Below are 13,504 nucleotides of genomic sequence, written 5' to 3'. Positions count from 1 at the left end.
ACGGGCGGCGTCGGCCGCGCCCGAGCGGCCCCACGTCGAAGATACGGCCCTACTCCTCGCCGGACTCGTCGAGCCGCGCGGTACACCACGGGCAGAAGTCGAGGTCCGGGTCCAACTCCTCGCCGCACTCCGGACACTCCGCCCCGGCGGAGCCCGACGCCCGCCCGACCGTCGTGCGCCCCGCTCCGTCGCCGGGTCCGGTCTCCGGTTCCGACTCGAACTCCGCGGACGGCTCAGTGTCGGCCCGACCCCGAGGCCCGCGCTCCCGGTTGCGGGTGCCGCGCTGGCGCATCCGAGCGAGCACGTACGCGTCGGCGACGCTCGCGACACCGACCGCGAGAAGCGGTGCGACGTCCGCGACATCGCCCTCGGACCCCGACAGCAGCGCCCGCGCGGCCTCCGGCGGGACGAACAGCGCAGACACCGCGACCGCGGCGGCGAACCACCCGAGGCCGCGTGTCCACCGTCGGAGGTAGAAATGCCCCAGACCGGTGACGAGCGTGGCGAGCAACGCCGCAAGCCACGGCCGCTTCGACTGGCTGGCCATACCCGACCGTTCTCCCGCCGCCGATTAGGTTTTGCGGGTTCGGTCGCGCTACCACAACCTCTATTCGGCCCGCTCGACCAGACGCAGTATGAATCTGACCGGACAGCGGATCGTCGTCACGGGCGGCGCCGGGCTCATCGGCTCCCACCTCGCCGACCGGCTGCGGGCGGACAGCGACGTCGTCGTCGCGGACGACCTCTCGAAGGGGACTCGCGGGCGCGTCCCCGACGGCGTCGAGTTCGTCGAGGCCGACCTCACCGACGCGGACGACGTCGAGCGTCTCATCACCCGGGACGTCGACGTGGTCTGTCACCTCGCGGCGTACACGGACACCAACTACGAACGCCCCCGTCAGCTGTTCGAGGAGAACTCCGCCATGACCTACAACCTGCTCGAACGGATGGACGATGTCGGCGTCGACAACTTCGTGTTCACCTCGTCGTCGACGGTGTACGGCGAGGCGCCGCGGCCGACCCCCGAGGACTACGCCCCGCTGGAACCCATCTCCGTCTACGGTGCGTCGAAGTTGACCGACGAGGCCTTGCTGTCGACGTACGCCCACTCGCAGGGCATGACGGTCTGGTGTTTCCGGTTTGCGAATATCGTTGGCCCCAGACAACGGGGCAACGTGATCCCGGATTTCATCCAGAAGTTGCTTGCGGACCCCGGGACCCTGGAGATCCTGGGCGACGGCAGACAGGAGAAGTCGTACCTCCACGTCACCGAGTGCGTTGACGCGATCTGTCACGTCGTCGAGCACGCGAGCGGCTCGCTGAACACCTACAACCTCGGGACGCGGACGACCACGTCGGTCAACCGGATCGCCGACATCGTTGCCGACGAACTCGAGGTCGACCCGGAGTACACCTACACCGGCGGCGACCGCGGGTGGACCGGTGACGTCCCCAAGATGCGGCTCTCGATCGAGAAACTCGCCGCGCTCGGGTGGGAGCCGACGCAGTCCAGCGACGAGGCGGTCCGGCGCGCGACCCGCGAACTCGCCGCGGAGCTCCGGGCGGCCGACGGAGCGTGACCCGGATACCGGAGGGGCGCGTGACTGCGACCTTCGGGGCGGTGCCCGGGGCACCGAGACGCCGCTCGGCCGCCAATCCGCCGTTCAATCGCGGTCGAGATACGGCGCACACACCCGACGGACGCCCTCGCGGAACTCGATCTGCGGCTCCCACCCCGTCGCCTCGTGGATCTTCGAGATGTCCGCGCAGGTGTCGTGGACGTAGTTCGCGAGCGGGATCGGCTCGTACGTCGGGTCGACGTTGGTCCCGAGGACGTCGTTGATCATCTCCACCATCTCGTTGAACGAGTACGGATCGCCCGTTCCGAGGTTGTAAACGCCGTTGAGTTCCGCCTCCGCCGCCCGCGTCAGCCCCCGGACGATGTCGTCGACGTGGGTGAAGTCCCGCGTCTGCGACCCGTCGCCCCACAGCACCGGGGGAGTGCCGTTCGCGATGCCGTCGGCGAACTGCGACACCGTGTTCGCGTACTCCCCCTTGTGGCCCTCGTTGCCGCCGTACCCCTGGTAGACCGAGAAGAAGCGCATCCCCGCCAGCGTCAGGTCGTCGTAGAAGTCGCCGTAGTACTCCGCGTACCGTTCCCGGCCGAGCATGGACGCGTCGTACCCGGTGGCGGCTTCGAGGTCCATGTCCTCGGGGCTCGGCTCGGTTCGGCTCCCGTAGGCTGAGGAGGTTGAGGCGTACACGACGGTGTCACACCCGTCGGCGCGCGCCTGTTCGACCACGTTCACGAACCCCTCGATGTTGACGCGGGCGCCCTGCCGGGGGTTCTCCTCGAGCATCTGGCGGGAGGACAGCGCCGCGAGGTGGTAGACGACGTCGACATCGGTCGGCAGTCCCTCGTCGAGTACGTCCGCCTCGACGTATTCGACGTCGCTGTCGAGGTTCTCGGGCGTGCCGAGGTACCCGTTATCCAGCGCCACGACGTCGTTGTCGACGGCGAGCGTGTTCGCGAGGTTCGACCCGATGAACCCCGCCCCGCCCGTGACCAGCACGCGTTCGTTCTGCATACGCGTTCGACCCGTCGGGGACGTATAAAATTGCTCGAACGCTCGCAGGTACTGTGTGATCAAGAGTAACATTGCTGGCAACAGGATAGAGACGGCTTCGGAAGCCCCCGCGCTCTCGACTCGGGGGCCTCGCTGCGCGCTTCGTCGCTCACTACGTTCGCTCCTGCAGTGCTTTCGTCGGCCACCGTCGTCGAGAGCGCGGCCCCTTCCATTCCCACCCGAGAGCGGCTTTCGCCAGCAATCGTACCACAAAACACCACCCGCTCGTAGCGGTCCCACAGAATCGCCCCGTCGCCGCTGTCCACTACTCCGCGACCCGCACGTCCGGGAGGTACCGGCCGTGAAAGTCGAACGGGACCTGGTGCGGAAGCGTGACCCGCGCCCGCTCGGTGAGCGTGTCGCCGTCGAGGACCACCAGCCGCGAGGTGTCGTCGGCGTCGTCGAGCGCGACCGAGAGCACCACGCCGTCGTCCTCGGCGTCGCCGCCGGGGTCGGGCACGAAGATCGGTTCCCCGAGGTAGTCCCCTCCGTCCCGGTGTTCGACCGCGTCGCCGGTGTCGGCGTCGATCTTCAGCACGCCGTGGGCCCACCCGGTCGCGGGCTGGTCCATGCTCATCGCGTAGACGTAGCGGTGGCGGTGACACCACCGCGCGGGCGAGACCGTCGGCAGCGCCGTCCCCTGGTCGTAGAGGGTCTCGCGCTCGACGGTGGCGTCGCCGGGGCCGTACCGGCTGTCGCCGTCGAGCGAGACGGTGAACCGGTCCAACCGTCCCGCGAGTGTGTCGAGGTCGCCCGCGCGGAGTTCGTCGAGGTACAGCGAGTCGATGGTGGTCGCGTCCGGGACGGTCTCGAGGTCGAAAACGATCTCGTCGCCGCCGGCGCGCTCGAACGCGTTGACGTGGTGGAACCCGAAGGTCGGCTCCGCCGTCGGGGTCGCGACCGTCTCGCCGGTGGTCCGGTCGACCACGATTACCCGGGTTCCCCTGCCGGGCTCCCACTCGAACTGCTCGATGAACGGGTCCTGCCGGCCGGGTTTGAGGAACCGCTGGGGGTCGAGTCGGAGCGGGAACTCCGTGAGGAGCACGTACCGTGGGGTGATCGCGAAACTGTGCATGTACGCGGGCTTGTCGGTGTCGACGCTGCCGATGTGGTGGCGGTCCTGCGGGCCGTCCATCGCGTAGACGTGGTAGGTGCTGGTGCGGCCGAACTCGGTGTCGACGGTGAGGAGCCGCCCCGTTGCAGGATCCCGTTTGAAGTGTGCACAGGAGAGTTGCCCCGACGGCGCGGATCCCTCGTAGGTGACGTGACCGGTCGTGTCGAGGGTGTCCGGATCGACCACGACCCACCGCGGGGACTCCGTCAGCGCGAGAAAGTCGTCGCCGACCCGCTCGACGATGATGTTGGTGTTATCGTAGGGGCTCTTGAGGAACGTCGCCAGCCGCGACCGGAGCGTGGTTTCGCCCGTCGCGAACCCGCCGTCGAACTCCCCCGCCCGGGCGGCCTCGTAGGCGTCGGTCCGGAGGAACCGGTTGCGGTAGTGGACCTGCCCCTCCCCGGGGTCGAAGGTGAACCGGTACAGCATCGCGAGGCCGTCGAACCAGTGGTCGACGGCACTCCCGCCCGGGAACGAGAACGCGCCGGGACCGTTCCGAACGAGGCTGCCGGTGAGCCACGGTGGGAGCGATCCCTCGACCGACAGCGACGCCGCGGCCTCGTCGTGGAGCGAATGAAACCCTGGGTGATCCGCCATACAGACAGGTCGGGCTTGCCCGGCAAGTAGGCGTTGGCTCCGAGCGGCCGCTCCACGCCGTCGAATCTTGACCCGCCGGCAAAACACGACAAGAGTTAACACACAACAGCGCTAATACGGGGTCGTGATGAGCGGCCGGCAATCGTTCGTCTGTCAGGAGTGTGGGTGTCGTGTCTCGCCCGGGTCGTTCCGGGCGCGGTGTCCCGAGTGCGACGGCAAACTCGGGACCGGCGGCGCGCGGCGCCGGGCGGAGTGAGATGACCCGACCGGGCGACGACATCGACGCTACCGACGCTACCGACAACACCGACGACACTGGGACTACCGACGACATCGACGCTACCGACGCTACCGACAACACCGACGACACCGGGACTACCGACGACATCGACGCTACCGACGCTACCGACAACACCGACGACACCGGGACTACCGACGACATCGACGCTACCGACGACATCGACGCTACCGACGCTACCGACAACACCGACGACACCGACGACACCGGGACTGCTCCGAAGGCTGGAACCGCCGGGAGCGACGCCTCCGCTCGGAGTGAACGTCCGTCGGAGCACACCGCGCCGGACGCCGACGCCTCCCGGTCGTCGGCGGACCCCCGGCGGATCGGGTCGCTCGCGGTGACCGAGAGCGACGTGGTCGACGCGCTCGAAGCCACCGCGCGGGGTAATCGCGAGATCGTGCTCCGGGTCACGCCGCCGTTTTCGGGTCGGATGCGGGCGCGGCTCCACGCTGTTGGTGTCGTCGGCGACGACTCCGGCGGAGGCTCCGAGCAGGCGACGGAAGCGGACGACGAGACGCGCGCCGCCGAGCCGGCGCCGGTGTGCATCCCGCCCGAGCGGTTCGTCGCCGACCCGCCGACCTACCCCACTGTCGACGACACCGAGGACGATCTCCGGGCGTCGGACAACGCATACTCCCGCGAACGCCACCGGGAGCGCCACCGGACAGCGGTCGCGGAGTGGCGGCAGACGGTGCGTGCGAAACTGGTCGCTGCTGTGACCCTCCGCACCGACGCGGGGCCGACCACGGTGTCGGTGGCGTACCTCGGGTGACGCGGACCCGCGGTTTTAATCACGTCTGGGCGATAACTACGCGGTATGACACCGAATCGCCGGGGGGCTGCAGCCGTCGCCGTCGTGCTACTGCTGGTGACGAGCGGATGTATCGGATTTCTGACGGGGAGCGAGCCGCTGCGGTTCTCGGCGGAGCCGGCTGCGGTCTCCGGGTCCGCGGCGGACGAGGCGGGCTACGAGTACAACGGCACGCGCGAGCTCACGATTAACCGGAGCGTTGATATCGGCGGCCAGGAGCGCCGGGTGGTGGCCACGAACCGGATCGCCGGGTACACGAAAAGCGCCGACCTCGGGCCGCTCGGCGAGGCCGACGTCGGCGTGTTCAACATCGTCACGACCCCCGCAGTGGAGGTCGCCGGCCAGACGCTGAACCCGGTCGGCAGCTACTCGAACGCTCGGCTGGTGGAGTTCGTCCAACAGCAGTACTCCGGGTTGGGCGACATCCAGCGCGTGAGCCAACGGAACGTCACCATCCAAGGCACTGAGACCACAGTAACGAAGTTCTCCGCGACCGCGACAATCAAGCGCCAGGAGGTCGACGTCTTCGTTCACGTCACGAAGTATCGCAGCGGTGACGACTTTGTCGTCGCAATCGGGGTCTACCCGCAACAGCTCGAAGCCTCCGAGGAGCCGAACGTCCTCTCTCTGCTGCGCGCAATCGACCACCCGGTCGACGCGTAGTCACGCGCCGGCGGGAGGACTCCAGAATCAGCGCTGATATCCGGCAGGTTGGGTTTTTATCCCAGCGTTTGCGTCTCACCGGTATGCGACTGACGGTACCAACCGACTTCGACATCCTCGATGCGTTCGCCGACGGCCGCCGCAACAACGCGGCGAACCTGGCGTACGAACTCGACCGCGACCGGTCATACATCAACACGCGGCTGCCGGTGCTCGCGGACTACGGGCTGCTCGAACGGGTGGGGCCGGCGCCGAAAAGCGGCCTCTACGCCATCACCGAGAGGGGACTGGTGGCCGCCGACAACCGCGAGATCTACCGGACCGATGGTGTGGACTTCGACGACGTGGTGGCTCGAGCGGTGAACGCGTCGACGGCGCCGTCGACGTCGGTGGCTGACGACTGACCCGGCGGCGCGGTCTCGGCCGGATCTCCCGCCCGAGGGCGGTTTCCTGGCCAGCAATCGCGTAACGAACCACGACCCACCGGGTATGCCAAACGATTTACTTCCACCGAGCGTACGTCCCCGTATGGCTGACAAACCGAAACAAGGTGAGATCCTCGGCGTCCCGTACAACTTCGAGCGGCCCTCGCTCGGCCGACTGGTCTCCTCGCACTGGCAGCCCGGCGACAGTATGCTCGTCCAGAAGCCGTTCGGCATCGGCTACACACTCAACCTCGCGAGCTGGCGGTCGTGGGTCGTGCTCGCGGTGGTCGCCGTGCTGCTCTGGCAGGAGAACAGCACCGACGACACCGACACCGACACCGACACCGACGACGAGGACGAGGACGACCCGGTCGAAGTCGTTGTCGACTGAGGCGAGCCTCAGCACGGAACCGACGGGGCTTTCTCCCGCGCCGGCGCAGACTCTCGCAGATGCTCCGCTACGTCACGACCAACTCGGGGAAAGTCCGGGAGGCCCGGGCGTACCTCGACGGCGTCGAACAGTTGGACTACGACTACACCGAGGTGCAGGCCTCCGCTTTGGGGCCGATCGCGGCCACCGGCGCCCGGGAGGCGTACCGCCACGCCGGCGAGCCGGTGTTAGTCGACGATTCCGGGCTGTTCATCGACGGGTTCGAGGGGTTTCCCGGGCCGTACACCGCCTACGTCGAGGACACGCTGGGGATCGAGACCGTTCAGCGCCTCGCCGCGAGCGAACTCGACGCCCCGCAGCGGGCAGCGTTCCGGTGCGTGCTGGCGTACTGTGACGGCGACGAGTTCGCGGCCACCCCCGACCCGGTCGACCGCGAGGATCGGAGCGCCGCGGCGGCCGCAGGCGTCGAGGGCGTCGACGAGGATAGAGTCGCGTCGGCGGCCGACGACGCCCTCCCGGTGAAGCTGTTCTACGGGTCTGTTCGCGGCCGGTTGGTCGAACCCCGCGGCGACGGCGGATTCGGTTACGACCCCATCTTTGAGCACGACGGGCGGACGCTCGCGGAGATGCGCTCCAACGAAAAGAACGCGATCTCCCACCGGGGTCGCGCCTTAGCGAAGTTCGCGGAGTGGTTCGAGGCGCGGTCGGTCGGGGAGTAGCCGGCCCGTCACCGCCGCCGGACGGGTATCTCCAGTCTCTACGGGGGCGACCCGACGTCACGAGTCTATACCCTTATCAGTCCGACGGCCGAATTTCGGAGTATGCATATCGTACCGGACACGAGCGCGGTCATCGACGGTCGCGTGTCCGAGCGGGTCGAGTCAGGCGACGTGGCGACGGTATCGGTTCCGGAGGCGGTCGTCGGCGAACTCGAATCCCAGGCCAACGACGGTCTCGATGCCGGGTGGGAGGGACTCGAGGAGCTTCAGCGGCTCGCCGACCTCGCCGACGCGGGCGACACCGAGGTCCGGTACGTCGGCCGCCGAACCAAACCCAGCGAGTCGTCCGGCGCCCACGAGGGCGACATCGACGCGCTCATCCGCGATGTCGCCGAGGAGGAGGGCGCGGCCCTGCTCACAAGCGACGTGGTCCAATCGGAGGTCGCGAAAGCGAAGGGCCTCGACGTCGACTACGTGGAACCCCGGATCCGTGGCTCCGGCGAATTGATCATTGCGGACTTTTTCGACGACCAGACGATGTCGGTCCACCTCAAGACCGGCACGCGCCCGAAGGCCAAACGTGGTGCTGTCGGGGAGATGACCTACCAGCCCATCGCCGACGAGGTCACCGACGAGACCACGATGAAAGAGTGGGCTGACGACATCGAGGAAACCGCCCGGACCAGCCCCGACGGCTTTCTCGAACTCTCAGAGCCGGGAATGAGCATCGTGCAGTTTCGTGACTACCGGATCGCGGTCGCCCGACCCCCGTTTGCCGACGGCGTCGAGGTCACCGCGGTCCGGCCCATCGTCAAGACCGACTTAGACGACTACGAGTTTGCTGACGAACTCCGGGACCGACTCACGGAACGCCAGCGCGGCGTCCTGATCTCGGGGTCACCCGGCGCGGGGAAGTCGACGTTCGCGCAGGCGGTCGCGGAGTTTCTGACCGACAGCGACTACGCGGTCAAGACGATGGAGAAGCCCCGCGACCTCCAGGTCGGCCCCGACATCACCCAGTACACCGCCCTCGACGGCGACATGGCGAAGACCGCCGACTCGCTGCTTCTGGTGCGCCCGGACTACACCATCTACGACGAGGTGCGGAAGACCGACGACTTCGGCGTCTTCGCGGACATGCGCCTCGCCGGCGTCGGGATGGTGGGCGTCGTTCACGCCACTCGCGCGATCGACGCGCTCCAACGACTCGTCGGCCGGGTCGAACTCGGGATGATCCCCCAGGTGGTCGACACCGTGGTCTACATCGAGGACGGCCGTGTCGATACCGTCTACGACGTCACGACCGAGGTGAAGGTGCCCGAGGGCCTCACCGCGGAGGACCTCGCGCGGCCGGTGATCCAGGTCGCGGACTTCGAGACCGGGCGGCCCGAATACGAGATCTACACGTTCAACCGCCAGGTCATCACGGTGCCGCTCGACGGCACGGAGAGCGAGGAAACCGGCGTGAGCCGGTTGGCCCGCCAAGAGGTCGAACGCGAGATCAAATCGATCGCGCGTGGTCACGTCGAGGTCGAACTCCAGGGGCAAAACACCGCGATCGTCTACGTCGACGACGACGACATCTCCAGCGTGATCGGGAAGGGCGGCGGCCGGATCTCCGACGTGGAGAATCGGCTCGGAATCGATATCGACGTGCGGACGCACGACGAACGGCCCGGCGGTCGCGCCGGCGGTTCGGGCGCCCCCGGTGGGTCGGGCGGTGGCGCCGCCACCCCACCCGACGGCGACGGCATCACCGTCACCCCGGAGGTCACCTCCCGGCACGTGGCGATCCGACTGGACGAACACGTCGGCGAGACCGTGGAGGTCCGTGCGGACGAAGAGTACCTCTTCACCGCGACCGTCGGCCGCGGCGGCGAGATCCAAGTTTCCCGGGGCAGCGCGATCGCCGACGAACTCGAGGCCGCGATCGACCGAAAACAGCGGATCACCGTCCACCCGGCGTAACCGGCCGAGCGTCGGAATACTGTTCAGTGAAGCACATCAAGCAGGAAGATCGCGAGGACCCCGACGAAAAACAGCGTGGTCGGGGTCTCTGGCACCGTCCCCAGTAGCTCCTCGGTGACGAGGCACAACAGCGCGGCCGAGCCAACCGCGAGGACGACCGCGACCGGGGCGTCGGTCACGCCCTCAAGCGGGAGTACGCCGCCGGTCACCCCCGACGCGAGGCGTAGCCCGAAGACCGCCGGGACCGCGAGTTTCCTGGCCGCCCCCGTCCCGTCCGGCAGCGCCGGCGAACTGGCCGTCCACCCCGCGCCTCTCGACCGCCCCGCTCAGCCGGTGGCTGCCGAGTATCGTCACGACGCCGGCGGGGAACCCGAAAACGACGACAGCGGGCGCGCGTTCGTGGACTTCCGGCAGGGTGGCGACGGCGAGGGTGACGACCCCGGCCGCGAAGTGTTGGACGCTGCTCTCCATCTGCGGCCCCGGCGGGCGGTAGATCGCGACCACGCCGCCGACCGAGGCGGCGACGACCGCCAGCGCCGTGTGCGACAGCGCCTGTGGCAGCACCATACGAGCCATCCCGATCACAGCGTCAAGCGCGTTGCGAACGCACCCGGTGTGGCCCCGCCGGCCGAACCGGTCGACTCTTCCGCCGACCACGGTATCAGTGGGTATGGACGACGACACGCACCCACAAGCGGTGCTTGATGAACTGTTCGCCACAATCCAAGACCGGAAACAGACCCTGCCGGACGGATCTTACACCGCGTCGCTCTTCACGCACGAGAAGGGCGAAAACGCCGTCTTGGAGAAACTCGGCGAGGAAGCCACCGAAACGATCTTGGCCGCGAAAGACGACGACAGAGAGGAGGTGCTGGCCGAGAGCGCGGACCTGGTCTACCACCTGCTGGTGGTGCTCGCGATGGAGGACGCCAGCCTCGACGACCTTCGGGTGGAGCTTCGGGATCGGTTTTAGCCCTGCAGCAGGTTCATGACTTCGTCAGCGACATTGGGCTCGATGGCTACAACGTACTGGCGACCGGCGGTCAGCGTTGTGTTGGACCGGGCGATCCGCTCGCCGTTCGCGTCGGAGACGATCAGCGCCCCGTCGGGCAGCCGGACCTCCGCGAGCTGTCTGCCGGCGGCGGGGGCACCCTCCGCGATCCGGACGAGAATAATGTTGAGGTCGCCGGTTACGTCCGCCAGCGTCTGGACGTCGGAGCCAAGGACTTCGTTCGCGGCCACCCGCGCGCCGGCCCGCTCGGGGAACAGCACCGCGTCGACGAACCGGGTGTACGACTCGCCGGCCGCGCGGTCGATCCGCACGACCGTCCTGACCCCCGGAGCCAACTCCGAGGCGGCCAGACAGACGGCGAGGTTCAGCCCCGAATCACCGGTGAGTGCCGCGACCGCGTCGGCGCGGTCAACATCCGCTTGCTCGATGATTTCGGGGTTGCTCGCGTCGCCTTGGATGACCGTGGCGACCCACTCGTCGGCGATTTCGGCGACCACGTTCTCGTCGCGCTCGATTATGGTCACGTCGTGACCGCGGTCGGCGAGTATTTCCGCCGTCTGGAAGCCAACACGCCCACCGCCGGCGATGATCACGTTGCGGTCGCTGGTCATGGGTCAGTCGTCTACCTCCGGGCTCATTTCGGTGTCGCTTCCTGGCTCCGTGCCCGCCGAGGCCGTCCGCCCGGTCCGACCCCGCAACCGCCGGAGCACGACGTACGCGACGCCGCCCAGTGCGATCCACCCCGCGCTGAGCCCCAGTGCGAGCGGGTCGGTCCGGATCAGGAACTCCACCAACACCACCGTCAGAACCAGATTGAGCACCACGCCGATCAGCGGCGGTAGCGGGTACAGCGGCATCTCGTAGGGCCGGTACATGTCCGGCCGCTCCCGGCGGAGCCGAATCACTGCGACGTTCACGATGATGAACGACAGGAGGAAAAAGAGACTCGCCATGTTGCCCGCGCTCTGCGTCGGCAGCGCGACCGACCCGAGCATCACGACCGCACTCGCGAGAATCGCAACAAACGGAGTGCCGTACCGGTGGTGGAGTTGCCCGACCGACGGCAGCAACTGCCCCTCTCGCCCCATCGAGAACGCCACGCGGGAGGAGGCGATCACGACCGCGTTCAGCGCCGTCAGCGTCGAGAACACCGCGCCGAAAACGATGAGCGCGCCGCCGTTCCGAATGACCGGGAGACCAGTGGGCATGAACGAGGTCGCGGCGGCGGCGATCCCTGCCTCGCCGGCCTCCGCGAGTCCGCCGGAACCGAGGGTTCCAATCGCGACGGTCACCACTGCGAGGTAGACGACGACCGTCGCCCCGAGGCTCACGAAGATCGCCTTCGGGATGTTCTCGCGGGGGTTTTGGACCTCCTCGGTCACTGTGGTGATCAGGTCATACCCCTCGAAGGCGATGAACGTCAGTCCCATCGCCGGGAGGATGGCGAAGGCGCCGCCGCCCGCCGGGAACAGTGGCTGGAACTCCGCGCCCGAGAACATCGGCGAGGCGAGCCCGAACCCCACGAACACGACGAGGATGCTCACCTTGATGATCGTGAACACCGTCTCAGCACTCCCGCTTGCGGCAGTCGAGACCGCGTTCAACGCCACCAGCGCGAGCACGGCGACGAAGGCGAGCAAGAACGCCAGCGGGATCCCCGCATCAACAACCGGCAGCGCAACCGCGCCCACCTGACCCGGCGGCGGCACCACCCCGTAGACGTGGAGGAGTTCGAGGAAGTTCGGGGCGAACCCCAGGGCGTACAACCCGCCGGCGATCATGTAGGCGAACCAGAGCATCCACCCCATCACAAAGGAGGCGAGGTCGTCGAATATCTCCCGCACGAACGCGTACCCGCCGCCGCTTTTGGGGATCGACGCAGCGAGTTCTGCGTACGACAGCCCGGTAAAAGTGGTAACGATGCCGTTTAACGCAAAGACGAGGATCGCAGCCGGGCCGGCGATCTCGGCGGCCAGCCCGGTCAACACAAAGATCCCCGCACCGATCATCGTCGCGTCCAGCAGTCCGAGTTCGGCGTTCGGCGACCGGCTCTCACCGCTCATCTCTCCGGCCCCACCAGCGTAGTGATACCGATGTTCATCAATGTGTGTCGCGTTACTAACCAACACCACTCACGACGTTTTACAGTTGTGGCGAACAGTCGGAGTATGTCTGTCGGCCGGACCGACAACGGGTTGGGGTGGCCGACGTGGCCCGCTCCTGGAACCGGACGCCGAGGTCCCAGAGGTCGTCGTTACGCTGTGCCACGTTGATCAGAAGCGAGGTCAGCGACTCCACCCACGCGGCGTTCGCGGGCCCGCCGGCGTCGAGCACGTTGAGGTCGTTGACGTCCTCCACCAACCCCAGATTGGAGCGCACGGACGCCGCCACACTCCACCGGCGGTGCTGGACGGACCGTTCGCAGCGACGCGGGTGGGAAAGAGACTCTCCTGTGGGGGCTCTCAGACCGCGTCGGTTTTCACCCGCGATGTCGGGCCCGACAGCGACGTCGTACGCGATCCCTGACCTCCATCGTCGTCTCCGTGCCGACGACCTCCTGGCCACCTCCGTTGCGGTGGTGAACGATCACCTCGAACAACTGGGGGTGGCCACGGGGTACTCGGTGCGCGGAGACGCCTCGTTCCCCGCAAACGGGGCCGATCCGCCGTGATCAGCGTTTTGGAGGTGGAGCCTCCGGCCTCAAGGAGCGACCGAAACGTAGCAAAGGGAGTGAGTAGGCCGGAGAGGGAACCGACATAGTACGACACAACCGGCATACTCCGACCGACTGACTCCCGAATGTATAAGTACCGTCAGGTACTCTCTGAAGTTATGGATGTGCGTCGAACTGCCGTCGTGAAACTCGACCTTTCCGA

The 13,504-nt window shown here is 67.6% G+C and carries 18 protein-coding genes; 10 read left to right on the top strand and 8 right to left on the bottom strand.

Going from position 1 to position 13,504, the window contains the following annotated elements; genetic code table 11:
• Positions 1-49 precede the first annotated feature (49 nt).
• Positions 50-547: a zinc ribbon domain-containing protein gene (locus IEX72_RS00080; RefSeq protein WP_188785241.1), complete on the bottom strand. Its 498-nt coding sequence runs from the start codon at positions 545-547 to the stop codon at positions 50-52.
• 88 nt (positions 548-635) lie between these two features.
• Here IEX72_RS00080 and IEX72_RS00075 point away from each other — a divergent pair, with 88 nt between their 5' ends.
• The gene (locus IEX72_RS00075; protein WP_188785239.1) at positions 636-1,580 is read left to right on the top strand and encodes an NAD-dependent epimerase/dehydratase family protein; all 945 of its coding nucleotides are present in this window, start codon (positions 636-638) and stop codon (positions 1,578-1,580) included.
• A gap of 84 nt (positions 1,581-1,664) precedes the next feature.
• Here the strand turns inward: IEX72_RS00075 and IEX72_RS00070 are convergent, their stop codons facing one another.
• Together IEX72_RS00070 and IEX72_RS00065 are read right to left on the bottom strand one after the other, a co-directional pair.
• Positions 1,665-2,588 (bottom strand): NAD-dependent epimerase/dehydratase family protein, encoded by a 924-nt coding sequence (locus IEX72_RS00070; protein WP_188785237.1) that lies wholly within the window; start codon positions 2,586-2,588, stop codon positions 1,665-1,667.
• 304 nt (positions 2,589-2,892) lie between these two features.
• Positions 2,893-4,338: a carotenoid oxygenase family protein gene (locus IEX72_RS00065; protein WP_188785235.1), complete on the bottom strand. Its 1,446-nt coding sequence runs from the start codon at positions 4,336-4,338 to the stop codon at positions 2,893-2,895.
• Positions 4,339-4,465: 127 nt separating this feature from the next.
• On the opposite strand from IEX72_RS00065, the gene IEX72_RS15325 reads away from it, so the two are divergent.
• The 7 genes from IEX72_RS15325 (at position 4,466) to IEX72_RS00035 (ending at position 9,616) form a co-directional block, all read left to right on the top strand.
• On the top strand, positions 4,466-4,594 hold the full coding sequence (locus IEX72_RS15325; protein WP_268238863.1) for a hypothetical protein: 129 nt from the start codon (positions 4,466-4,468) through the stop codon (positions 4,592-4,594).
• Position 4,595: 1 nt separating this feature from the next.
• A complete protein-coding gene (locus tag IEX72_RS15410; RefSeq protein ID WP_326838249.1) occupies positions 4,596-5,411 on the top strand; it encodes a hypothetical protein in 816 nt (271 codons plus the stop codon).
• Positions 5,412-5,456: 45 nt separating this feature from the next.
• The gene (locus IEX72_RS00055; protein WP_188785233.1) at positions 5,457-6,113 is read left to right on the top strand and encodes a DUF6517 family protein; all 657 of its coding nucleotides are present in this window, start codon (positions 5,457-5,459) and stop codon (positions 6,111-6,113) included.
• 83 nt (positions 6,114-6,196) lie between these two features.
• The gene (locus tag IEX72_RS00050) at positions 6,197-6,517 is read left to right on the top strand and encodes a helix-turn-helix domain-containing protein (RefSeq protein ID WP_188785231.1); all 321 of its coding nucleotides are present in this window, start codon (positions 6,197-6,199) and stop codon (positions 6,515-6,517) included.
• Positions 6,518-6,641: 124 nt separating this feature from the next.
• Positions 6,642-6,929, top strand: a complete 288-nt coding sequence (locus IEX72_RS00045) for a DUF5808 domain-containing protein (RefSeq protein ID WP_188785229.1) — start codon at positions 6,642-6,644, stop codon at positions 6,927-6,929.
• Positions 6,930-6,988: 59 nt separating this feature from the next.
• The gene (locus IEX72_RS00040; protein WP_188785227.1) at positions 6,989-7,648 is read left to right on the top strand and encodes a non-canonical purine NTP pyrophosphatase; all 660 of its coding nucleotides are present in this window, start codon (positions 6,989-6,991) and stop codon (positions 7,646-7,648) included.
• Positions 7,649-7,750: 102 nt separating this feature from the next.
• A complete protein-coding gene (locus IEX72_RS00035) occupies positions 7,751-9,616 on the top strand; it encodes a PINc/VapC family ATPase (protein ID WP_188785225.1) in 1,866 nt (621 codons plus the stop codon).
• 23 nt (positions 9,617-9,639) lie between these two features.
• On the opposite strand, the gene IEX72_RS15075 is transcribed toward IEX72_RS00035, so the two are convergent.
• Entirely contained in the window at positions 9,640-9,825 is a 186-nt protein-coding gene (locus tag IEX72_RS15075; RefSeq protein ID WP_229663671.1) for a hypothetical protein, read from the bottom strand.
• Positions 9,800-10,183 carry a hypothetical protein gene (locus tag IEX72_RS00030; protein WP_229663670.1) on the bottom strand — a complete coding sequence of 128 codons (384 nt, stop codon included), beginning with the start codon at positions 10,181-10,183 and terminating at the stop codon, positions 9,800-9,802. Before IEX72_RS00030 ends, IEX72_RS15075 begins: the two co-directional genes overlap by 26 nt.
• A 103-nt stretch (positions 10,184-10,286) precedes the next feature.
• Here IEX72_RS00030 and hisE point away from each other — a divergent pair, with 103 nt between their 5' ends.
• Positions 10,287-10,589: a phosphoribosyl-ATP diphosphatase gene (gene hisE / locus IEX72_RS00025; protein ID WP_188785216.1), complete on the top strand. Its 303-nt coding sequence runs from the start codon at positions 10,287-10,289 to the stop codon at positions 10,587-10,589.
• Here the strand turns inward: hisE and IEX72_RS00020 are convergent.
• From IEX72_RS00020 to IEX72_RS15475, 3 genes are all read right to left on the bottom strand, one after another.
• Entirely contained in the window at positions 10,586-11,239 is a 654-nt protein-coding gene (locus IEX72_RS00020) for a potassium channel family protein (protein WP_188785214.1), read from the bottom strand. The two genes, hisE and IEX72_RS00020, sit on opposite strands and share 4 nt — an antisense overlap.
• 3 nt (positions 11,240-11,242) lie before the next feature.
• The gene (locus tag IEX72_RS00015) at positions 11,243-12,691 is read right to left on the bottom strand and encodes an APC family permease (RefSeq protein WP_188785211.1); all 1,449 of its coding nucleotides are present in this window, start codon (positions 12,689-12,691) and stop codon (positions 11,243-11,245) included.
• Positions 12,692-12,770: 79 nt separating this feature from the next.
• The gene (locus IEX72_RS15475) at positions 12,771-13,019 is read right to left on the bottom strand and encodes a Rossmann-fold NAD(P)-binding domain-containing protein (RefSeq protein WP_394354584.1); all 249 of its coding nucleotides are present in this window, start codon (positions 13,017-13,019) and stop codon (positions 12,771-12,773) included.
• Positions 13,020-13,116: 97 nt separating this feature from the next.
• Here IEX72_RS15475 and IEX72_RS00005 point away from each other — a divergent pair, with 97 nt between their 5' ends.
• The gene (locus tag IEX72_RS00005) at positions 13,117-13,299 is read left to right on the top strand and encodes a hypothetical protein (RefSeq protein ID WP_188785209.1); all 183 of its coding nucleotides are present in this window, start codon (positions 13,117-13,119) and stop codon (positions 13,297-13,299) included.
• Positions 13,300-13,504: the final 205 nt, after the last annotated feature.

Source organism: Halobellus salinus, assembly GCF_014646875.1.
Lineage (GTDB): Archaea > Halobacteriota > Halobacteria > Halobacteriales > Haloferacaceae > Haloquadratum > Haloquadratum salinum.
The sequence above is the reverse complement of the archived record's forward strand: the minus strand, read 5'-3'. Positions and strand labels throughout refer to the sequence as shown.